The following is a 22089-nucleotide window of genomic DNA, read 5'->3' as shown; positions in this document are numbered from 1 at the left end:
TACCAGGCTGTTGCGGTCACTGATCCGCTGAGGCATCCGGTGCTCCCGGTTTCCGGTCATCGGGGGTCAGTCCCCGGATATGGAAGGCAAACGCCAGAATTTCAGCAATCACCCGGTACAGTGAGTCCGGGATCTCTTCATTCAGCGAAAGCCGCGCCAGGATACTTGCCAGCTCTGCGTTTTCGTACAGTGGAACGTTATGCTCCCGGGCAATGCGGATGATTTCCTCTGCCAGTTCGTGGGTGCCGGTTGCCGTGATTGTCGGGGCTTTGTCGCCATCGTAATTGAGTGCGACGGCGGCTCTGCTGTGGTGATCGGTCTCTGATGTCATGCCCGGGTATCCACCAGTCTGTGTTCGAGTCGGGTGACGCTGCTCTGGGGTGTGCCGCGGCGGCATTCCAGGTCTGTCACCTCCAGGCCCAGGTCGGCCAGGCTTTGCCGCAGTGCGGGCAGTTCCTGATTCACCCGGCGCAGGGTCGTCTGTTTCTCCGCCCAGACCCGGGCACTGACCGCCTGCTGCCGCAGGGTAACATCGAAGTGCAGCGGGCCGGCCTCATCCAGATCCATCGCCAACGATAACCGCCACTCGGCCGTTGCCCTCGTCGGGGATTTTCGTTCCGACTCCGTGTCCTCCAGATACTGTTCAATCCGCATTTGGGCCAGTCTGGGTTCGTTCTGGGGTGTCAGCCATGGCAGGTCCAGCAGCAGGGTAGCGGCTGGCGCTGCCGTGTCGCCACCGCCTCTGGCGGTTAATACCTGGCTGTGTAACTGGTTGACCGTTATACGGTTAAGCATTCCCGCCAGCAGGCGGAGCATTTGCCCGACACTCGGCGGCTCGCCGTCACTGCGGGCCTGAGGCGCTGCCAGAGGTTGCGGGAATTGCAGTGGTGCCTGCATAAGCTCAGGGGTTGCTATGGGGGTCAGCCGGTTGAACTGTTCCGGCGTGCTGCCCTGTTGTGCCAGCAAGGCCGTAATGACCCTGCCAAGGGCCAGCTTGAGATCGGGGAGCTGGCTGGCAGGAGCCTGGGCCAGGCGTGATTCGGCGAACAGGCCGCTTTCAGCAATCCACTGGCGGACCTGTTGCGTTGCCGTGGGCTGGCTGCCAGAGCCGGGTGCGAGGTTGTTGCCGGAGGGAAGCCTCGCTATCACTTGCTCAATCGCCTGCCGGGCCGCTTCCGGAAGCGGTTGTGCCGGCCTTGACGAGGGCAGCTGGCCAGGAAGCGGGTCCTGCCTGAGGCCCTGTGTCAGCGTGTTCACCAGTCTGGTCAGGCCAGCGTCAATAGACTGTTGCCAGGGCAGGCGCTGGGCCAGGGCACGGGCAATGCCCGCTTCCGGTGCCTGCGCCAGCTTGCCCATCAGCTGCAATTCATTACCTGCCCGCATGACCTTGACCCAATCACCGGTTTCCAGGGAGGTATCACCAATGGCGGCCTGAACGGTCAGTGACTGACCGCGGATATCCAGCAACAACTGCGTGCCGGCGGACGACTGGCGGTTGATCACTTCCGCCACCCGTGCCAGTGTGGCTTCGCGGTTGGTAAGCTTGAGCTGGTCCAGAAGGACCCGCGCGGAGGCCGCATCCGGTGTGGCCACCGGTTGCTCTCCCGCCGGCCGGCTGGGGGCCGGCACGGGTGCTTCTGTTTTTGGCGGTGGTATAGGGTTACCGTTTGGTAATTTCATTGCCACTGATTTGATGTCGGACAAGAGTAATCCTGGGACGCTTTCGTTATAATACGCCCCGCCGGCAAGGTTTGCCTTCCCGAACGTCTGAACCCGCCGGGTCAGCAATGTCTATAAGCCCTGGGGCCCCGATGTCTGAGCCGTTACTACAGGCTGTCAATCTTGAGTGTGAGCGTGATGACCGGGTACTGTTCCGGGACCTCTCGTTTTCCATACTGCCCGGTAGTCTGATCCGTGTCGAGGGCCCGAACGGTTCTGGCAAGACCACCCTGTTGCGAATACTGGCCGGACTGAACGACAGTTACAGTGGCGACCTGCTCTGGCGTGGTAAACGCCGCCATGGATACCGGGAAGAATTTCTCCGCAATATGCTCTATCTCGGCCACCGCCCCGGAATCAAGCCCTTGCTCACCCCCATGGAAAACCTGCGAGCCCTTATGGATGGCCGCCGGTCAGTGCCGGACAAGATTCTGTGGCAGGCGCTGGAGGGCACCGGGCTTGGTGGTTTCCAGGCGGTGCCCTGCCGTAATCTCTCCGCCGGCCAGCAGCGACGGGTAGCCCTCGCCAGGTTGCTGATAGCGGATGAGCCGCTGTGGATACTGGACGAAGTATTCACCGCGATTGATGTTCAGGGCGTGGCCGCCCTCGAGAAGTTGCTGGTTGAACGGGTGGAGAATGGTGGTGCCATCGTAGTCACGACGCACCATGATTTGCGGCTGCCCTCAATGCAAAGGGTTACCCTCGGCGGAGGCGACGGTTATGGCCACTGAGTTCACCGTCAGCCTGCGCTCCCCCGAAGTATCGGTGGGCACAGCCACCGCCATGAAAGCAGTCTTTGTCCGGGACCTGAAAACAGCGTTCCGTCAGCCCCAGGATCTGCTCAATCCATTACTGTTCTTCGTGATGGTAGTAAGCCTCTTCCCCCTTGGGGTTAGCCCGGAAGTGTCATTCCTCCAGCAGGCCGGCAGCGGTATCCTGTGGGTGGCGGCATTGCTGTCAGTGCTGCTGTCACTGGACCACCTGTACCGGCATGATTTCGACGATGGCACGCTGGAGCAATTGGTGCTTCAGCCGCAGCCACTGTTTCTGCTGGTGCTGGCCAAATCCCTGGCGCACTGGGTACTGACGGGGTTGCCACTGGTACTGCTGACGCCGGTTCTTGGGGTAATGGTGCACCTGGAAGGGAACTCTGTTGCGGTATTGTGTCTAACGCTGCTGATCGGAACGCCCGTGCTCAGCCTGATAGGCTCCATCGGGGCGGCGTTAACGCTTGGTTTGCGATCGGCAGGGGTGCTCTTGTCACTGCTGATCATTCCGCTGTACATTCCGGTGCTGATTTTCGGTACCGGAACAGTGATGGCCGCCTCCGAGGGCGCGCTGGTGGCGGGACAGCTGGCACTGATGGGGGCGTTTCTGGTGTTGGCCCTGACATTGGCGCCTTTCGCATCGGCAGCCGCTTTACGGATCAGTCTGTCCAACAGTTAAAAAGTAGAAGGGTAGCAACCTGATGTGGCAAATTTTTCACAAGCTGGGCTCGCCGAAGTGGTTTTTCGGTATAGCGTCAACATTGATGCCCTGGCTGCTTTGGGTTGGCGTCGCCCTGTTGGCAGCAGGTATCGGCTGGGGGCTTGCCTTTGCGCCCCAGGATTACCTGCAGGGCAATAGTTACCGCATTATTTTTATTCATGTGCCCTCGGCCTTTCTGGCCCAGTCTGTCTACATCATGATGGCGGTAGCAGGCCTGGTGACCCTGGTCTGGCGTATGAAACTGGCCGATGTTTTTGTCAAAGCCGTCGCACCGGTGGGAGCCGTTCTGACCTTTCTGGCCCTGTTTACCGGGGCGGTCTGGGGTAAACCGACCTGGGGAACCTGGTGGATATGGGATGCCCGGCTCACCTCCATGCTGATCCTGTTGTTTCTGTATTTCGGTGTGATAGCTTTAGGTACGGCCATATCGGACGAAAAGTCGTCGGCGCGGGCGGTTGCTGTTCTGGTGCTGGTGGGTGTCGTGAATATACCTATCATCAAATACTCCGTAGAGTGGTGGAATACCCTTCATCAGCCCGCCACCTTCAAGTTGACGGAAAAGCCCAGCATGCCTGCGGAAATGTGGGTGCCACTGTTACTCTCCGTAGTGGGGCTGTATATGATTTTCGGCTGGCTGGCCTGTTTGCGGATGCAGACCGAGATACTGATGCGGGAAAGTCGCACCCGCTGGGTGAAAGAACTGGTTCAGGCAGGGGGGAACTGATCCAATGGCATTTGACTCGTTCGGCGCCTTCATCACTATGGAAGGGCACGGTCCCTATGTATGGACCTGTTACTTCGTGTTCTTCCTGTTAATGGGTGCCGTTGCACTGTGGTCACTGCGCCAGCGTCGTTCCGTTATTGCCCAACAGCGTCGCCGGATGGATATTACGCCAGCACGGGACATGAGCCCGGCCGGCGCGAGCTTTACCCGAATTGAACCTTCACAAGACTGACTGGTAGACGAACCATGCATCCGATCCGTAAAAAACGGCTCACCATTGTCCTTTTCCTGCTTGTGGGCGTGTCGGTGGCCGTAGGCCTGACCACCTATGCGCTGCGACAGAACATCAACCTGTTCTATGACCCCAGCCAGATCGCTGGAGGCGAGGCGCCGGTGGATGTGCGTATAAGAGCCGGTGGCATGGTAGAAGAGGGTTCGGTCATAAGGGATCCGGAAAGCCTGAAGGTGGAGTTCAAGGTAACGGATTTCACTTCATCGGTATTGATGGAGTACACCGGTATCCTGCCGGATCTGTTTGCCGAGGGCCAGGGGGTTGTTGCCATGGGACGTCTGGATGGCAATGGCCGCTTTGTGGCAGATCAGGTTCTGGCCAAACATGATGAAAATTATATGTCGCCCGAGGTCAATGAAGCATTGGAAAAAGCCGCTGGTAAACGCGCCGCGATCTCTGATGCACAAGGCGAAGCGGCCGCCAGCTACTGAGCCCGCCGGCCACCCTGTTGAATTAGTTGGAGAAGCCTGATGTATCCGGAACTCGGACAGATTGCACTGATACTCGCGCTGTTGCTGGCAGTGTTGCTTTCCGTGGTCCCTCTTGCGGGCTCGGTGACTGGGCGTGACCAGTTGCAGGCCTTTGCCAGGCCACTGTCCGCAGGGATGTTTGTGTTTGTGGCCCTGGCCTTCGGAATACTGATCCATGCTTTTGTAACGGACGATTTTTCCGTGGCTTACGTGGCCAATAACAGCAACAGCATGCTGCCCTGGTACTACAAGTTCAGTGCCGTATGGGGTGGCCATGAAGGCTCGCTGCTGCTCTGGATACTGATGCTTGTAGGCTGGACCCTGGCGGTTGCCGTGTTCAGCCGCCGCCTGCCGGCGGTGATGGTATCCCAGGTATTGGCGGTGCTCGGTATGGTTGCGGTGGGTTTCCTGCTGTTCACCATCATCACCTCCAATCCCTTCGATCGCACACTGCCCAACGTACCGGCTGACGGCGCCGATCTGAATCCTCTGCTGCAGGATTTCGGTCTGATTGTGCACCCGCCCATGCTCTACATGGGTTATGTAGGCTTCTCCGTGGCTTTTGCCTTTGCCATAGCCGCTTTGATTAATGGCAAGCTGGATGCGGCCTGGGCGCGCTGGTCACGCCCCTGGACAACCGTGGCCTGGTCGTTCCTGTCCCTGGGCATTGCCCTGGGTAGCTGGTGGGCCTATTACGAGCTTGGCTGGGGTGGCTGGTGGTTCTGGGACCCGGTGGAAAACGCCTCCCTGTTGCCCTGGCTTTCCGGAACGGCGTTGATGCACAGCCTCGCTGTCACCGAGAAACGAGGGGTGTTCAAGAGCTGGACAGTGCTGCTGGCCATTGTCACCTTCTCCCTGAGCCTGCTGGGAACCTTCCTGGTGCGCTCGGGTGTGTTGACGTCCGTGCACGCATTCGCATCCGACCCGGATCGCGGCACCTTTCTTCTGGTGCTGCTGGCAATCACCATCGTATCCAGCCTGACCCTGTATGCGTTCCGGGCGCCGGTGGTGCATGTACGTTCCCGTTACGGAACCCTGTCGCGTGAGATTTTCCTGCTGCTCAACAACGTTCTGCTGGTGGCCGCAACCCTGCTGGTACTCGTGGGAACCCTGTACCCGCTGGTACTGGATTATCTTGATATGGGCCGGCTCTCCATTGGTGAGCCGTTCTTCAGCCTGACCTTCAGCCCACTGGCCATAGCCGCCGGCCTGTTGCTGGGTGCTGGCATATTCTCGCGCTGGAAGAAAACCGACGGCGGCTGGCTGGGGCGTAAGCTGCTATGGCCTCTGGCCGTCAGTATTGTGGTTACGGCTGCGGTTCTGGTGGGTTACGGAGGGTTCAAACCCTGGGCCTTCGGTGGCGTCTTCGCGGCCGTGTGGGTGAGCGTTGCAACCTTCTGGGATCTCTGGGACAAGTCCGGCTCGAAAAAAGGCCGGCTCCATGGGCTGAGGCGCCAGTCGCGAAGCTATTATGGCATGGTACTCGGGCACCTGGGGCTGGCCATTACCATGGCCGGTGCTACCGTGGTATCCAATTACGGAATAGAGCGGGACGTAAGGATGTCGCCGGGCGATACCGCCTCAGCGGGGGGCTACCAGGTGGCATTTACCGAGATCGGCAACCGCCGGGGCAAGAACTTTACCGCGGAATACGGACGATTCGAGGTTTCCGATGGCAACGGTCGGGTGGTTTCGACACTTTACCCGGAAAAACGCCAGTATATGGTGCAGCGCAACACCATGACTGAGGCCGGCATTGATGGTGGTCTGTTCCGGGATGTGTTTGTGGCGATCGGCGAGCGGGTTTCCGACGACGCCTGGGCGATCCGTCTGCAATACAAACCGTTGGTGCGCTGGTTGTGGCTGGGTTCTCTGTTCATGGCGGCAGGCGGCTTCCTGGCCATTTCTGACCGCCGTTATCGCATTCGCGACAAGGTATCGGAAAGCCAGCCGTCAACGGCACCCCAGCCGCAGGTCGGTGACAACAGTCGCCCGGATCCGGCAGGAGCTGTGTCATGAAGCGGGTGTTCCTGTTTATACCGGTCATTTTCGCTGTAGTACTTGGTGTGTTTCTGTTCGCCGGCATCGGCAAAGACCCCAACAAGCTGGAATCGGCACTGATTGGCAAGCCGGTGCCGGAATTCCGGTTGAAGGACCTTCACGACGAAGAGCGTGAACTGACCCGTGAGGTGTTCAAGGGTCAGGTATCGCTGCTGAATGTCTGGGGGACCTGGTGTCCGGCCTGCCGTGATGAGCATGACGATCTGGTGTGGCTTGCCGAAGAGAAGGGGATCCGGATCGTCGGCCTCAACTACAAGGACAACCGTGACGATGCCCTGGTCTGGCTGGACCGGCTGGGCGATCCCTATCAGGTGTCCATCTACGATCCCCGTGGCCGGCTTGGCTTTGATCTGGGTGTCTACGGCGCACCGGAAACCTACGTGATCGATGCCGAAGGCATCGTGCGCCACCGGCATGTTGGCGTGGTCAATGAAAAGGTCTGGGAACAGGATATCGAGCCCCTGGTCAATCGTTACAGGGAGAAGATCTGATGATACGTGCTGTGCTGGCCGCGTTGCTGCTGATGGCATTCGGACCTTCGTCAATGGCCCAGTCCGACGATGTGTACAGCTTCGATTCCCGCACAGAAGAGCAACGGTTCCAGACGCTGATCTCGGAGCTTCGTTGCCCCAAGTGCCAGAACCAGAACATTGCCGATTCCAATGCCCCGATATCCAAAGATATGAGGGACGAGGTCTACCAGATGATGTCGGAAGGCGCCCGCAACGAAGAAATCGTCGATGCCCTGGTCAGCCGATTCGGCGAGTTTGTGCGTTACAAACCCGAGGTGGACAGCCGGACTATCCTGTTGTGGGCTACCCCGGTGATCGCCGTGGTGGTTGGCTTCCTGGTGGTTGCCATTATCGTAATACGCGCCCGTCGCAATGGCGAAAGCGAGCCTGCACTCACTGACGAGGAACGTGCCCGGGCATCAAGAATTCTCGCCGGGGATGATTCCGATCGCACATCCTGATTATTCCATTTAACCGGACCATGACTGCTCCATGACACAGACTTTCTGGCTCACTGCAGCCGTAATGATCGTACTTGCGCTGGCTTTTATTATTGCACCGCTGTTCTTCCACCGCTCGGGCCGTCGCGCTGAACTGGACTTGCGTAACCAGAATCTGATGGCCTATCGAAGCCGGATGTCGGAGCTGGATCGCGAGTATGAGGCGGGGGCTATGGACGAAGACAGCTATCGTCAGCTTAAGGAAGAGCTCGCGGGCAGCATGCTGGATGATGTGCCGGATGCTGACAGGGGTATGCTGGATTCTCCGGCGCAGGTGAACAAAGGTGGCAAAAGCTCCGTTGCCGTGGTGCTTGCCAGTCTGGTGATAATCCCCGCTGCCGCGGTGTTTCTGTACCAGCAATGGGGGGCGCTGGATGATGTCGAGCAGTTCCGTTCCATGCAGGAAATGATGGCAGCGGATGGCGACCGTCTCGGGCAGATGCAGGAGCTCACGGCACAGTTGCGGGAACGGCTGGAAGAGAATCCGGACAATACGGAAGGCTGGGCGATGCTGGGCCGGACTTACATGCGCCTGGAACAATACAGCGATGCCGCCTGGGCCTTTGAGCGGCTCGCCGGCAGCATTGATGATGACGACAATGGTAAGGCAGTGGCATGGGGGCTGTCAGCGCAGGCGCAGTTTTTCCTGAGCCAGGGGGGCATGACGCCCCAGGTGACAGAGACCATCGAAAAAGCCAGGGCTCTTAATCCAGATGAGGTGAATTCCCTGGGATTGCTGGGTATCTATGCGTTCAGTCAGGAAGACTACGAAGGGGCGATTCGTTATTGGGAGCGGATTGTGGACGTGGCGCCTGACCATCCTCAGATCGGCTCTATACGCCAGGGTATCGAGCAGGCCTATCAGCGCCTCGGTCGCGAGGCGCCTGCCGACGACACAGCGGTTGCATCCGGGCCGGGTGTGACCGTCCGGGTGGAGATTGCCGAGTCGTTCCGGGACGAGGTTCCGGACGACACCACACTGTTTGTTTTTGCCCGCAGAGCCGAAGGGCAGGGTGGACCGCCACTGGCAGTTGCCCGCCTGACCGCCGGTCAGTTGCCGACGGATGTACGCCTGGATGACCGCTTCAATATGTCACCGGATTCAAAACTGTCCGATGCCGGTGAGGTACGTGTGCAGGCGCGACTTTCACGGTCAGGCACTGCGCGGCCCCAGGCCGGTGACTGGGAGGGGCAACTTGACCAGCCGGTTGCGGTAACCGGCAACGAAGCCGACCCGGTCACTCTGGTGATAGACACCCGGCTGGTGCAGTAGCCACGTCAGTTTCCGCTGGTTCTCAACCCGTCAGGGTAGAGTGGCGGTAACGGCTCTTCTGTGCTGTGCGAGCCAGAGGCACCGCGAATCCGGATCAGTGTTGCCACCAGGCGGTCCCCATCCCAGGGGGCCGACGCTTGCTGTTCCGCCGTTCCGAACAGTCGGTGTTGCAACTGTTCAATCTCGGCCGCCAGGTCTTTGTCCTGCAGAAACCGGTTAACATCCACCACGCTGCGGAAGGTGGTTTCCGGATGCTGCACCGCAATCCAGCGTACCAGCAACTCGGTGGTTGTCGGTGATCCCGCTCGGGCTGCTTCACAGAGTTCCCGGAACAGGGCCTTCTCACGAATCTCCCGGGGGTTTTCGGCCGCTGTTTCGGGCCGCGACTTGCGTCGGGACAGCCACCAGGCTGCAAGGGTAACCACCCAGATACCCAGAAGTGTCAGCGTCGCCAGAGGCCAGAAACCAGGGCCAGCGGTCCCTGTAGCTGTATTTTTCGTTTCACCCCCTTCCTCTTCAACAGCACGGGTGGCCTGGTTGGGTGAGTCAGCGGGTAAGGTCTCAATCTGACCGGGAATGGCATCAATGGTCAGCGTTCTGGCAGGGACCACTGCAACCCGCTCGGTGTCACTCTTGGTATCCCACCAGGGGATCCGGATTTCAGGCAGCACCAGTTGTCCAGGCTGGACTGGCACCAACGCTGTGGTCTGGGTGAGTCGGGATGCCAACCCTTCGCTGCCCGGGGTTGTGGATCGCTCTGCCTTCTCGGGATAGGCACGAATACCGTCGGGCATTTCTTCGGGGAAGGGCGGCAGGGTTTCCGAAGGTAAGCCATCTGCCTGCAGAGTCAGGGTTCGGGTGAGGTTCTGTCCCGCCGTCAGGGTCCGGCTTTGTGGCAACCCGGACTCATTCAGCTCCAGGTTGCGTGCTGGCAACCAGGTATCACCGCTGAAATCTGCAGGAATTCCGTTGACGGGTACGTCGAACAGCGTGGCATTGTCACGGAGGAATTTCAGTTGGCCGTCGCTGTTGCGGGCCTGACCCTCAAATCGGATGGGCTGCAGGCTGAGTTGTCCTTCTTTCTGGGGATAAATGGCGTATCGGCGTTCCACCACTCTGTAGCGCACGCCGTCCCTGTAGCGGGTGTATTCGCTCTGCTTGCCCAGGGACTCAATGATGGCGTGGGGATGCTCCGGCTCTGACAGCTCACCGCGGATGAGGTTGCCGGTGAAGAACAGCTTGATGGTAAGCACCAGTTGTTCCTGCACGTAGACTTCGTCCTTGTCGGCTGCCAGTTCGATAAAACTGTTACGCGACGCATCGGCTTCCACCTCCGGTGGTGTGCCGTCGATGACATTGACCGTGACCGGGTCGGATTCCGAATCCCGGAATTTGAGCGCCGGAATCGTCAGCTTGCCGGTCGTTTTGGGGGCCAGCTGGTAGGTCCAGGTGATTTCGCCAATCATTTCGTTGTTGATTGTGCGGATGGAATACTGCTGATTGCGGGCCAGGATTTCGAAATCGTCCTCTACTTTCTCGATATCCGGCTTGGGCAGGCTGGACATGTCGAAATCAAACAGATTGCCGAGGTTGATATCAATCTTCGTGCTGCCTTTCACCGTCAACGTCAGTACTTCGCCTTCGTACAGGCGAGTCCGGTCAGGCTCCACAGTCAGATCCTTCGCAGCCATGGCCTGCCCAGCCATGGTCAGAAGAAGCGATATCAGAATAAACGGATAGGTCAGCCGGCTTACCATGGTGTATCGCCCTCGTCAGATGGTGTTTCCCGTTCCTGGTACTGTTGCAGGAATTTTCTTCGCAGCAGGCCGCCGGGGTTGTCCGGAACCCGCCTGAGCCATTGCTCCTGACCCTGGCTCAGTGGCGAGGTCTCCAGCTCGGCTGGCGATCGGGTGGCCTCGCTATCAGTGCCTTCAGTGTTGCTCTGGTCCTGCTGCCCCGGGGATTGTTCCTGTTCCCGGTTGTCACCGTCGCCATCCGGCTTATTGTCGGGATTATTCTGCTGGTTGTCCTGCTGCTGGTCACCCGGCTGACCGGACGAGTTGCCCTGCTGATTCTGGCTGTCCGAGTCGCCCTGGGAATTCTGCTGATCGTCCTGTTGTTGCTGGCCCCCGTCCTGGTCTGAGGATTCATCACCTTCACCATCGGACTGGTCCTGTTGTTGCTCCATAAGCTGCTTTACCAGGTCACGGTTGAATCGGGCATCCTCGTTCTGGGGCTGTTTCTCCAGCGCTCTGTCGTAAGCCTTCAGTGCTTCTTCCAGCTTGCCGGCCCGCGCAAGGGCATTGCCACGATTGTATTCTGCCGAAGGAGTCTCGGCCCGGGCAAAGGCCTCTGCAGCGCTCTCGAAGTTTCCTTCGCGGTAGAGCGCGCTGCCGCGCCAGGCGGGATCCTCCAGGACCTGTGCTGCCCGGCCGGGGTCTTTTTCAATCAGTTCCGGCGCCCGCTGGTCCTGCCGCGACCAGAGGCTGTCCCAGTCCAGTGCCATGGCTGGGCGGGGCGTGAGTGGCAAGAGCGCGAACAGCATGATGACCACGGCACCGCGACGCCAGCCAATAAGCGCCAGAGGCGCCGCCAGCCAGAGTAGCCAGTAGCCATCGTCCTGCCAGCGATTGACGGTCAGGCCCCGATCGCTGTCTTCCCAGTCAGCGGCGTCGATGGGGCGGAGCTCCAGAGCAAGGATGTCGTCATCGGTAATGGTCAGTGTGTGGCTGTCGCCGTCGTTACTGCGCGCCAGGTCCGCCATGCTGTCCGGGTCGGCACGGGCGATGACGATATCGCCGTTGTCCCTGATAAATCCCTGTCGTGCCAACGGAATCGGCCCACCCTCTGCGGTGCCGACGGTAAGTGTGCTCAGGGCAAAGCGGCTGTTGGCCAGGTGATCGGTAATGCGCTGGCGATAGCGTTCTGCAACGTCGTCTGCGATCAACAACAGGCGTCCGTTGCCGGGAGCTCCCTGTTCCAGCAAATCAAGACCACGCTTGATACCGAGGTCGGTGCGGTTTCCGGCCGCGGGCATGATGACGGGCTCAAGTACGTCCAGCATGCCTTCGATGGTGTTGCGGTCATCCGTCAGGGGCGTGACCACATGGGCATCTGCCGCATAAACCACCAGTGCGGTGAGGGCACCTTCGCGGGCCTTGAGGATATCGCGGATCTTGCGTTTGGCGACCGTCAGCCGGTCTGGCTCCACATCGGTAGCCAGCATGGACAGGGACAGGTCCAGCACGATCACCAGGCTGTCGTTCTGCTGTTGTAACGGCGTGGGGGCCTGTCGCCAGGATGGCCCGGCCAGCGCAATCGACAGCACGACTACGGCTGCAACCGCCGGTAACACGGGTGACTTGCGGGGAGAGCCGGCGGCACCCGAGTGGCTGATCATCGGGCGCAGTAGTTTTGCGGGAATGATCCTGCTCCAGCCGCTGTCGCTCTGGTGAAAACGCCGTAAAACCAGTGGCAACAGGAAGGCTGCCAGTAATAACAGTAGCCACAGTGGGCGGAGGAAATGAAAGTCAGCCATTGCATGCCTCCTGTGCGGTTTTGACCGAATGGCGTCTGACGCCTGCCAGCCTGACACCTTGCATCAATAACCATATCAGGGCGGCAAGGCCCGCAGGCCAGGCATAAAGTTCGGTCACGGGACGGTAGTGTTTGCCTTCCAGTTCAATGGGTTCCAGCTGGTTGATGCTTTCGTAGATCAGCTCGAGCTCGGGCAGGCTGCGGGCACGGAAATACTCTCCGCCAGTCTGCTGGGCTACCCGCTTCAGCAGGTCCTCGTCCAGATCCCGGGACGGATTGACCCGGCGTGAGCCAAGCAGCCCTCGCTGCACCATGGATTCAGCGCCAATGCCGATGGTGTAGATGCGCACACCGGCAGCCCTGGCGATCTCGGCGGCCTTGTCCGGGGCAATTTCTCCCGCGGTATTGGCGCCGTCAGTCAGCAGTATCACGACCCGCTGTTCCTGAGGCCGGTCCCGCAGGCGCTTGACGGCCAGACCCAGGGCATCGCCTATGGCGGTCGCTCTTCCGGCCATGCCAATGCCAGCCTCGTTGAGTAAGGTTTGCACCGTTGCCCGATCAAAGGTCAAAGGGGCCTGGATGTAGGGTTCGGTGCCAAACAGCAGGAGCCCGAGCCGGTCTCCTTCCCGGCGCTGGATGAAGTCATCCAGTACCCGCTTGACCGCCTGCAGTCTGTTAATGCTGCGGCCCTGAACCACCATGTCCTGTTCGTCCATGGAGGGGGAAATGTCCACGGCCAGCAGCAGGTCGCGGCCGCTGACGGGCAGTTGTACCTGCTCCCCGACATGTTGCGGCCGGGCCAGCGCTACCACCAGCAGAAGCCACATCAGCAACAGTACCAGCTGCTGCCAGAGGGGGGTTCTGCTGCCGCTGCGGCTGACGCCGGGCAAGTCGGACAGCCAGTGGCCGACGGGAAAAACTGGCGCTTCTACGGCCGGGGCACTACGGCGACGCAAGCGTATAAGCAAGGGCAACAGGGCCAGTAACAGTACCCAGGGAAAGGCAAGGCTCAGCATCTCTGTCCTCCCAGCCATACCCTGGCGAAGGCGACGGCTTCCTCTGGCCGGCACCCCGGTACCGGTTGCCAGGCACTGTTGACCATGGCCTCGACCACCGGTCGCGATGCCACCCGGTCTTTTGGGCTGGTTTCAAGCAGGAAGCGGATCCAGGGCTCGCCCGACAGCGATTCCGGTGCCCGTTCCGGGTAGCGCATGCGAGCCGACTGTTTCAACAGCCGGTTCAGGGCAGCAAACCAGTCATTGTCTGCCGCCGCACTCTGTTCCAGCCGTAGCAACTCTCTCTTTGCGACGCCAAGCCAGCGGTTTCTGCGCTGTTTTCGCCTGACAAGAACGAAGGCCAGTACGGCCAGCGCCAGGGCAATGGCGAACAGGACCCACCAGCCCGGCGCTGGAGGCCAGAAGCCGCCCGGTTGCGGCAGGTGTATGTCTCTGAGCTGGCTCAGTGGATCCTGTTCCATCATGGGCTAGAAGCGGTCCTGTTATCCAATGTGGCCACGGGGGCCGAGCAGTGTCTGCAGTATCAGTGCCGGCTGGTCGCCGGTCATGACGCTGGCCGGTTGTACGCCTGCGGTGCGGAAGCATTCGCCCACTGCTTCGGTATGCTGCCGTACCTTTTCGGCATACGCCTGCTGAAACCGTGGATTACTGCTGTCAAACCATACCGGCCCGTCTTCACCAGCGATGGCGAAGCGTCCGCTGTCTGGCAGCTTTAGCTCCAGCGGATCAATGACCCTGAGGGCGCTGACGGTATTGTGGCGTGCCAGCGACCCGAGCAGCCGTGACGTGTCTGCGGTAATGTTGAGAAAATCACTGATCACAAAAATACGACTGCCGGTGTGAGCGACCCGGCGGGCCTCCTGCAGTGCGGTGTCGAGATCACAAGTGGTCTCACTGCCCCCCTGCAGGTCCGGATCGTTCCGGGATACTCTTTGCTGCTGTGCCACGGTATCAAGCAAACGCAGCACTGATTTCTTGCGGCGGGCAGGGCGTTGAACGCTCAGCTCGCTGCCGTTGAACACGATACCCCCCACCTGATCCCCGGACCAGAGCGCCAGCCAGGCCAGAATACCGGTCAGCTGTGCACAACGGACCTGTTTGTAGGCACCGGTACTGGCAAAGAACAGGGAAGGGCCAAGGTCGCACAGCAACAGTACCGGACGCTCGCGCTCCTCTTCATAAAGCTTGGTATGGGGGGATTGCCGCCTGGCGGTAACCCGCCAGTCAATGCTGCGTATATCGTCGCCGGGCTGATATTGACGCACCTCCGCAAAAGCCATTCCCCGCCCCCGACGTGGAGAACGCTGCAGTCCGGCCTGGCGGGACCTGACCGGTCGCGCCGCTGGCAACTTCAGGGCACGGGCATCTGCCTGTAACCGGATCAGCTCCGGCAGGGAAATATGGGTGGCTGGTTCGGTTGCAGTCATGGTCACGGTTTCAGGCGGTTACCGGAACGCGGTCGATCAGTCGCTGGATGATGGCGTCTGCGGTCTGGCCTTCCGCTTCGGCTTCGAAGGTCAGCAGGATACGGTGTCTGAGCACATCAAAGGCGATATTGCGGACATCGTCCGGGCTGACGTAATCCCTTCCATCAAGCCAGGCCATGGCCCGGGCGCAACGATCCAGGGCAATCGTGCCCCTCGGGCTGGCACCAAAGGCAGTCCAGCGGGCAAGCTCGGGGTCCAGAGTGGCGGGGTCCCGGGTTGCCAGCACCAGGGCCAGCAGATACTGCTCGACCGGCTCCGACATGTAGATATCCGAGACCTCGTTCCGGGCCTCGAAAACCTGGTCAGCCGTGAGACGGACTTCCGCGGCCACCTGCCCGCGCCGATAGTCATTTCTGGCCAGGTGCAGGATCGCCTTTTCCGCATCAGCGGAAGGGTAGTCGATGACCACGTGCATCAGGAACCGGTCAAGCTGGGCTTCGGGAAGCGGATAGGTGCCTTCCTGTTCGATCGGGTTCTGGGTGGCCATTACCATGAACAGACGGTCCAGCGGAAAGGTGCGCATGCCGACGCTGACCTGGCGTTCCCCCATGGCCTCCAGCAATGCTGACTGGACCTTGGCCGGCGCGCGGTTGATCTCGTCAGCCAGCACCAGGTTATGGAAAATCGGCCCGTGCTGGAATTCGAACTGGCCGGTTTCAGCCCGGTAGATCTCACTGCCGGTAACGTCTGACGGCAGCAGGTCCGGAGTAAACTGTATACGGTGGAAGTCACCTTCAAGGTGATCGGCCAGGGCCTTGATGGCGGTTGTCTTGGCAAGGCCGGGTGCGCCTTCCACCAGCAGGTGGCCGTCGGCGAGCAGGGCAATCAGCAAACGGTCCACCAGCTTTTCCTGGCCTATGATTCTTTTTGCTAACTGAGATCTGAGCTCACCAAACGTATGCTGTAATGCCATGGGGAATGTCTACTCCTACTGCAGAGACGGTTTGCGTAAGTAGTTGCCGCAGTTTTCGCATCTGCGGCGCAAAAATCAAGGCTTTGACTATGCTTATGTGACAGTACGCCGATTACGTTTATTTCACACTCATAGAGGTCGACTATGAATGCGCTGACAATCGCCAGCAAGGAACAGTTTTTTCAGCAGCTGGACGAAGCTTTCGCGGAAAAAATAGCGAAAACCGAAGCGAAGAAAATCAGTGAATTCGCAAAGCAGCATTATGCCCATATTCCTCTCGAAGAGCTTGTGAGTCGCCGTTTTTCCGATACCTACGGTGCCATTCTTGCGGCCTGGAAGTTTCTGCAGAAACGTACCGCCGAGGAAACCCCGGTGGCGGTGTTCAATCCCGAGCTGGAAAGTGACGGCTGGCAGTCGACCCACTCCGTCATCTTCATTCTTCACCCGAACATGCCGTTCCTGATTGATTCTCTTCGGATAGCGATCAATCAGCGTGAGATTGGTACCCACTCGATCCAGCATTCGATTCTCCAGGTGGAGCGCGACGCTGAGGGCAAGTTGAAAAAACTGCACCCACCCAAGAAAAAGGTCGCCGATGGCAATCACGAGGCGTTCATTGTTCTGGAAATCGACCGCCACAGCAATCCGGAGGATCTCCGGTCGCTGGAAGACGTGTTTCAGACCATTCTTCATGAAGTCCGGATTGCGGTCAGTGACTTCCCTCTTGTAACCGAAAAGGTTAATGAAATCAGTCGGGAACTCGACAGCACCACCGCCGGTATCGACGAAGAGCAGAAAGAAGAAGCGAAGGCATTCCTGGACTGGCTGGTCAGGGACCATTTCACCTTCCTGGGCTACGATGAATACGATTTTGCCAAGGACAAGAGCGGGTTGGTGGTCCGCCGCGTTGAGAATTCCGAGCTGGGTATCCTTCGGGTCAACAATGAACGCCCGGACAAGGTGCGGCTGAACGAATTGCCGCAACGCACGCGGCATGAAATGACCCGCACGGATGATATTTTCATCTTTGCCAAGTCTGCCCAGCGCTCGCGAGTGCACAGGCCGGCTTATCCCGACTACATTGCGGTCAAGAAGTTCAATAGCAAGGGTGAAGTGGTTGGTGAACGCCGCTTCCTGGGTCTGTATACATCCCGCGTCTACAACGAACGGCCGGACGAGATTCCTCTGCTGCGCCGCAAGTTCCAGACCGTCATGAGGCGTTCCGGTTTTCTGCGGGCCGATTACGCCGGTAAAGAGCTTGATCAGATACTCACGGTGTATCCACGGGACGAATTATTCCAGATCGAGCCCGGTGAGTTGCTGTCGGTTGCCAAAAGCATTCTCTACATTCAGGAACGTCGTCGCATCGAGCTGTTCATGCGGGAGGATGTGTATGGCCAGTTCGTCACCTGTCTGGCATTTTTCCCGCGGGATATCTACAACACGGAACTGCGCCTGAAGGTTGAGCAGGTGTTGCGGGACAGGCTTGAGGCGGAGGACATCGAGTTTGTCACCCACTTCTCCGAATCGGTGCTGGCACGGGTGCAGTTCACGGTTCGCGTGCCCCAGGTGGAAAACCGCCAGATACCGATCTCGGAGATTCGAGAGAAGGTTATTGATCTTGCCCAGTCCTGGCGTGATGGCCTGCTGGAAGCATTGAATGAGGCGTACGGTGAAGAGCAGGGCAACGAAATGTTCCGGCTCTATTCCGCAGGCTTTCCGGCCAGCTATAAGGACATGTTCTCTCCACGGCGGGCGGCCATAGACCTTGAGCACATTGCCGGAGCTGCCAGAGAAAAGCATCTCACCATGAGCTTCTACAGGGCGCTGGAAGAGGACGAAAGCACGCTGCATTTCAAGCTTTTCTATCCGGATGAGCCATTGCCGCTATCCGATGTAATGCCGATTTTCGACAATCTCGGGTTCCGGGTTATTGGTGAGCATCCGTTTGAGGTCAGTGACCGTCGCGGCGAGACTGTCTGGATACACGACTTCACCCTGCAGGCTCATAGCGGAGCAGCGGTGGATATCCACCGCATCCGTCCTATCTTCGAAGACCTGTTCCGTCGAGTCTGGTACGGCGATGCGGAAAACGATGCCTTTAACCGGTTGTTGTTGTCCTCCTACATGAGCTGGCGGGAAATTGCCCTGCTGCGCACCTATGCGCGCTATATGCGGCAGATCCGTTTCTCCAACAGTCAGACCTTCATATCCAATACCCTCGTCAACCATGTGGAACTGACGCGCCTGTTACTCGAGTTCTTCGAGGTTCGTTTCAATCCCGCGCGTTACCAGAGTGACGGCAAGAGTGCGGCTGCCCAGCAGAAACTGGAGATCGAGTTCAATGCTGGCCTGGACAGTGTAGATAACCTCAGCGAGGACCGGGTGCTGCGGCTGTTCCTGGAACTGATGCAGGCCACCCTGCGCACCAACTACTACCAGCCGGACAAGGACGGCCGCACCAAACCCTATATCAGCGTGAAGTTCGATCCGTCAGAGATTCCGGACGTTCCGTTGCCTTTGCCCATGTTCGAGATTTTTGTCTACTCGCCACGGGTTGAAGGTGTGCACCTGCGTGGCGGTAAAGTTGCACGCGGTGGCCTGCGTTGGTCCGACCGGTTTGAGGACTATCGCACTGAGATCCTGGGGCTGGTCAAGGCGCAACAGGTCAAGAACGCCGTTATTGTGCCGGTAGGCGCCAAGGGCGGTTTTGTGGCCAAACGCCTGCCCGACATGTCGGACCGGGAAGCTTTCCAGGCCGAAGGTATCGAGGCCTACAAAACCTTTATTCGTGGCCTGCTGGATATTACCGATAACCTTGTGGATGCCGGCATCCAACCGCCGGAGTCGGTGATCCGTCACGATGAGGACGATCACTACCTGGTGGTAGCCGCCGACAAGGGTACGGCGACCTTCTCGGATATCGCCAATAGTCTGGCTGCGGAGTACGGCTTCTGGATGGGGGATGCGTTTGCCTCCGGCGGCAGCAACGGCTATGACCACAAGAAAATGGGCATTACGGCCCGGGGCGCCTGGGTATCCGTGGAGCGGCACTTCCGCGAACTGGGCATCAATCCCGCTCTGGACGAATTCACTGCCATCGGCATCGGCGACATGGGTGGTGATGTGTTTGGTAATGGCCTGCTGTCGTCCGAGAAGACGAAGCTCGTTGCTGCGTTCAACCACATTCACATCTTCATTGACCCGGCGCCGGATACCGACAAAAGCTACAAGGAGCGTAAGCGCCTGTTCGAGCTGCCCCGTTCCTCGTGGACCGATTACGACACCAGCCTGATTTCCAAGGGCGGTGGTGTGTTCAGCCGCAGTGCCAAGTCGATTCCGGTCAGCCCGGAGATGAAGAAACTGCTGGGCATCAAGTCTGACCGCGTGCCCCCCAACATGCTGATCACCCATATACTCAAGTCTCAGGCGGATTTGCTCTGGATCGGTGGTATCGGCACCTACGTGAAGGGGCACGAAGAGTCCCACGCGGATGTGGGGGACAAGGCGAACGACGCCTTACGTATTAACGGCTCGGAGCTCCGCTGCAAGATTGTAGGTGAGGGCGGCAACCTGGGCATGACCCAGTTGGGGCGCATTGAATTTGCCCTGAAGGGTGGCCGGTTGAATACGGACTTTATCGATAACTCCGGTGGGGTGGACTGCTCTGACCACGAAGTAAACATGAAAATCCTGCTCAACCATGCGGTCGCCATGGGGGATCTCACCGACAAACAGCGCAACATCATGCTGGAGGAAATGACCGATGACGTTGCCGCTCTGGTGCTGAAAAACAACTACCGGCAAACCCAGGCCATCAGTATTGCCAGCATGGGTGCAGTGAGCCGGCTGGAAGAATACCGCCGCCTGATGAATACCATGGAAAGCGAAGGCAAGCTCAATCGCAGCCTCGAGTTCCTGCCGGATGACGAGACGCTCTCCGAGAGGAAGCTGGACAAGAAAGGGCTGACGCGTCCCGAGCTTTCGGTGCTGATTTCCTACGTCAAGGGTGACCTGAAACAGACCCTTATCAACAGCAGCCTCCCCGACGAACCCTCGCTGGCGGGGGAGATGTACAAGGTATTTCCGCAAGAGCTCACCCGCAAGTTTTCAAAGGAGCTGGGCGAGCACCAGTTGCGTCGCGAGATCATCGCCACCCAGATTGCGAATGATATGGTCAATCACATGGGCATTACCTTTGTTGAGAGACTGAAGCAGTCTACCGGTGCCGATGCCGGTTCCATTGCGCTGGCGTGGATCATTGCCCGGGACGTGTTCCGCCTCGATACCTGGTGGGACAAGATTGAATACCTGGACTACTTCATTCCGGCAAACTTGCAGATGGAGTTGATGGGCGACCTCATGCGACTGATCCGCCGGGCGGTTCGCTGGTTGCTTCGTAACCGCCGGGCTGAACTCAGTATCCAGAGCCATATGGAGCGGTTTGCCGACAGTGTGTGGAAAATCACGGCGGACCTGCCGGATTATCTGGGAGACCAGGCCAGGGCAGACTGGAAGAAGCGACACGATGCACTGGTTGAGTCGGGATTGCCGACGGAGCTTGCCTCTGTGGTGTCCGGCACCAGCTACCTGTATTCATCGCTGGGTATTATAGAAGCCAGGGAGGCCACTGGCATGCCGTTGAAAACCGTTGCCAACCTTTATTATGACCTTGGCGACAAGCTGGACCTGAACTGGTTCGCCAAAGCCATCGCGGAACTGGTGCCCGGCTCCCACTGGCAGGCACTGGCGCGGGAGAGCTTCCGGGAAGACCTGGACTGGCAACAGCGGGCACTGACCACAGGCGTGCTCAAGCTTGCCGAGAAGCCAGCTGACGTCAATGGTTGTGTCGAGAACTGGATGCAGAGGCACGCCGCCATGATCAACCGCTGGAAATCCATGCTGACCGAGCTCAAGGGCGTCAGGGAACCGGAATACGCGATGTTCTCGGTGGCTCTGAGAGAGTTGCTGGACCTGGCACAGACTACCATGCACGAACACCACGACGACGCACTCAGTGCGACTACTTGAGTATTGCTTTGTGGCGTTGATTGCCGTTCAATTCCGGCATCGTAAATATGCAGACAGGAGGTTCGATGGGGCAGCTCGATAAATTGCTGGATAAAAACAGGGCGTGGGCGGACAGCATCAAGAGTCAGGACCCGCAGTTTTTCACACGGCTTTCCAATCAGCAAGCCCCTGAGTATCTCTGGATCGGGTGTGCAGACAGCCGGGTGCCGGCGAACCAGATCGTTGATCTGATGCCCGGTGAGCTGTTTGTGCACCGCAATGTCGCGAACGTGGTGGTGCACACCGATTTCAATTGTCTGTCGGTACTCCAGTTCGCCATTGACGTACTCAAGGTGAAGCACATCCTGGTTGTGGGTCACTACGGTTGTGGTGGCGTCAAGGCGGCGTTGCATGACGAAGGCTTTGGGCTGATATCGAACTGGTTGCGGCACGTTCAGGACGTTCGTGACAAGCATCAGCATGTGCTCGACGGGTTGGCGACGGACCAGGACCGCGTTGATCGGTTGTGCGAGCTTAACGTGGTTGAGCAGGTCGGGCATGTGTGCCAGAACAGCATTGTCCAGGAAGCCTGGCGCAGAGGGCAGCCGCTGACCGTTCATGGTTTCGTCTATGACGTGGCCGACGGTATCCTGCGGGATATGGGTCTTTCCATTGCCTCCGAAGCGGACCGCGAGAGCGTCAAGCAGAACAGCGTTGACGAACTGGTGTTAAGGCCGGTTCGCTCTGGGCGTCAAAAAAAGTGACACCAATGGTGTCAAATTGTGTCAATTATTCGTGACGGGCGTCACTATCTGACCCTCGCAGTCATCACAGTTACTCGCTACCTTGCTTGTTACACTGGGTTTGTAGCAATCGAGGAGGTTAATGATGCGAGAAATCATGCAGAAAGCCCTTAGCGCACTGAGCCAGCGTAAAGCGTCGCAGATGGCAGAGGCCCGTCGCAGAACCAACCACGCCGCATCCCAGCCCGCTTCCTCCGAGGATTGGGGGATGTCTCCCGAAGATGCATTGCGTGCCAATACGGTCGCGCGTTACAAGTAAGGATCGAGACTCCGGGCTTTATTCC

General features: G+C 59.0%; 20 protein-coding genes. 12 read left to right on the top strand and 8 right to left on the bottom strand.

Annotated elements, in window-relative coordinates:
- Positions 1-16: 16 nt before the first annotated feature.
- Entirely contained in the window at positions 17-331 is a 315-nt protein-coding gene (locus FDP08_RS05245; protein ID WP_137434953.1) for an EscU/YscU/HrcU family type III secretion system export apparatus switch protein, read from the bottom strand.
- Positions 328-1680, bottom strand: coding sequence for a flagellar hook-length control protein FliK (gene fliK, locus FDP08_RS05240; RefSeq protein WP_137434952.1), 1353 nt, complete (start codon positions 1678-1680; stop codon positions 328-330). The genes FDP08_RS05245 and fliK overlap by 4 nt, the downstream gene beginning before the upstream one ends.
- Before the next feature lie 131 nt (positions 1681-1811).
- Between fliK and ccmA the strand changes: the two genes are divergently transcribed.
- Genes ccmA through ccmI form a run of 9 tightly spaced genes read left to right on the top strand, consistent with a single transcriptional unit; the run spans position 1812 to position 9039 of the window.
- Entirely contained in the window at positions 1812-2450 is a 639-nt protein-coding gene (gene ccmA / locus FDP08_RS05235; protein WP_137434951.1) for a cytochrome c biogenesis heme-transporting ATPase CcmA, read from the top strand.
- Positions 2440-3165: a heme exporter protein CcmB gene (gene ccmB, locus FDP08_RS05230; RefSeq protein WP_137434950.1), complete on the top strand. Its 726-nt coding sequence runs from the start codon at positions 2440-2442 to the stop codon at positions 3163-3165. The genes ccmA and ccmB overlap by 11 nt, the downstream gene beginning before the upstream one ends.
- Before the next feature lie 22 nt (positions 3166-3187).
- The gene (locus FDP08_RS05225; RefSeq protein ID WP_137434949.1) at positions 3188-3931 is read left to right on the top strand and encodes a heme ABC transporter permease; all 744 of its coding nucleotides are present in this window, start codon (positions 3188-3190) and stop codon (positions 3929-3931) included.
- Between the two features lie 4 nt (positions 3932-3935).
- Positions 3936-4163, top strand: coding sequence for a heme exporter protein CcmD (gene ccmD, locus FDP08_RS05220; RefSeq protein ID WP_137434948.1), 228 nt, complete (start codon positions 3936-3938; stop codon positions 4161-4163).
- Between the two features lie 14 nt (positions 4164-4177).
- Positions 4178-4654, top strand: coding sequence for a cytochrome c maturation protein CcmE (gene ccmE / locus FDP08_RS05215; RefSeq protein ID WP_137434947.1), 477 nt, complete (start codon positions 4178-4180; stop codon positions 4652-4654).
- Between the two features lie 39 nt (positions 4655-4693).
- A complete protein-coding gene (locus FDP08_RS05210; protein WP_137434946.1) occupies positions 4694-6712 on the top strand; it encodes a heme lyase CcmF/NrfE family subunit in 2019 nt (672 codons plus the stop codon).
- Positions 6709-7245 (top strand): DsbE family thiol:disulfide interchange protein, encoded by a 537-nt coding sequence (locus FDP08_RS05205; RefSeq protein WP_137434945.1) that lies wholly within the window; start codon positions 6709-6711, stop codon positions 7243-7245. Before FDP08_RS05210 ends, FDP08_RS05205 begins: the two co-directional genes overlap by 4 nt.
- On the top strand, positions 7245-7727 hold the full coding sequence (locus FDP08_RS05200) for a cytochrome c-type biogenesis protein (protein ID WP_137434944.1): 483 nt from the start codon (positions 7245-7247) through the stop codon (positions 7725-7727). The genes FDP08_RS05205 and FDP08_RS05200 overlap by 1 nt, the downstream gene beginning before the upstream one ends.
- A gap of 31 nt (positions 7728-7758) precedes the next feature.
- Complete coding sequence (gene ccmI, locus FDP08_RS05195; RefSeq protein WP_137434943.1) at positions 7759-9039, top strand: c-type cytochrome biogenesis protein CcmI; 1281 nt, start codon at positions 7759-7761, stop codon at positions 9037-9039.
- A gap of 5 nt (positions 9040-9044) precedes the next feature.
- Here the strand turns inward: ccmI and FDP08_RS05190 are convergent, their stop codons facing one another.
- The 6 genes from FDP08_RS05190 to FDP08_RS05165 are packed head-to-tail and all read right to left on the bottom strand — an operon-like array spanning position 9045 to position 15992.
- Positions 9045-10796, bottom strand: a complete 1752-nt coding sequence (locus FDP08_RS05190; protein WP_137434942.1) for a BatD family protein — start codon at positions 10794-10796, stop codon at positions 9045-9047.
- Positions 10790-12577 (bottom strand): VWA domain-containing protein, encoded by a 1788-nt coding sequence (locus tag FDP08_RS05185; RefSeq protein ID WP_137434941.1) that lies wholly within the window; start codon positions 12575-12577, stop codon positions 10790-10792. The genes FDP08_RS05190 and FDP08_RS05185 overlap by 7 nt, the downstream gene beginning before the upstream one ends.
- Entirely contained in the window at positions 12570-13592 is a 1023-nt protein-coding gene (locus FDP08_RS05180; protein WP_137434940.1) for a vWA domain-containing protein, read from the bottom strand. The genes FDP08_RS05185 and FDP08_RS05180 overlap by 8 nt, the downstream gene beginning before the upstream one ends.
- Positions 13586-14056, bottom strand: a complete 471-nt coding sequence (locus FDP08_RS05175) for a DUF4381 domain-containing protein (protein WP_137434939.1) — start codon at positions 14054-14056, stop codon at positions 13586-13588. The genes FDP08_RS05180 and FDP08_RS05175 overlap by 7 nt, the downstream gene beginning before the upstream one ends.
- 18 nt (positions 14057-14074) lie before the next feature.
- Positions 14075-15019 (bottom strand): DUF58 domain-containing protein, encoded by a 945-nt coding sequence (locus FDP08_RS05170; protein WP_137434938.1) that lies wholly within the window; start codon positions 15017-15019, stop codon positions 14075-14077.
- Positions 15020-15029: 10 nt separating this feature from the next.
- Entirely contained in the window at positions 15030-15992 is a 963-nt protein-coding gene (locus FDP08_RS05165; RefSeq protein ID WP_137434937.1) for an AAA family ATPase, read from the bottom strand.
- Between the two features lie 144 nt (positions 15993-16136).
- Between FDP08_RS05165 and FDP08_RS05160 the strand changes: the two genes are divergently transcribed.
- The 3 genes from FDP08_RS05160 (at position 16137) to FDP08_RS20290 (ending at position 22064) form a co-directional block, all read left to right on the top strand.
- On the top strand, positions 16137-21023 hold the full coding sequence (locus FDP08_RS05160) for an NAD-glutamate dehydrogenase (protein WP_137434936.1): 4887 nt from the start codon (positions 16137-16139) through the stop codon (positions 21021-21023).
- A gap of 65 nt (positions 21024-21088) precedes the next feature.
- Positions 21089-21766 carry a carbonate dehydratase gene (gene can / locus FDP08_RS05155; protein ID WP_137434935.1) on the top strand — a complete coding sequence of 226 codons (678 nt, stop codon included), beginning with the start codon at positions 21089-21091 and terminating at the stop codon, positions 21764-21766.
- A gap of 121 nt (positions 21767-21887) precedes the next feature.
- The gene (locus FDP08_RS20290) at positions 21888-22064 is read left to right on the top strand and encodes a hypothetical protein (protein ID WP_170978939.1); all 177 of its coding nucleotides are present in this window, start codon (positions 21888-21890) and stop codon (positions 22062-22064) included.
- Positions 22065-22089: the final 25 nt, after the last annotated feature.

The sequence above is a fragment of the Marinobacter panjinensis genome (assembly GCF_005298175.1).
GTDB classification, from domain to species: Bacteria; Pseudomonadota; Gammaproteobacteria; order Pseudomonadales; family Oleiphilaceae; genus Marinobacter; species Marinobacter panjinensis.
Note: the sequence above shows the minus strand (reverse complement) of the source record. Positions and strands in the feature narration are given on the sequence as shown.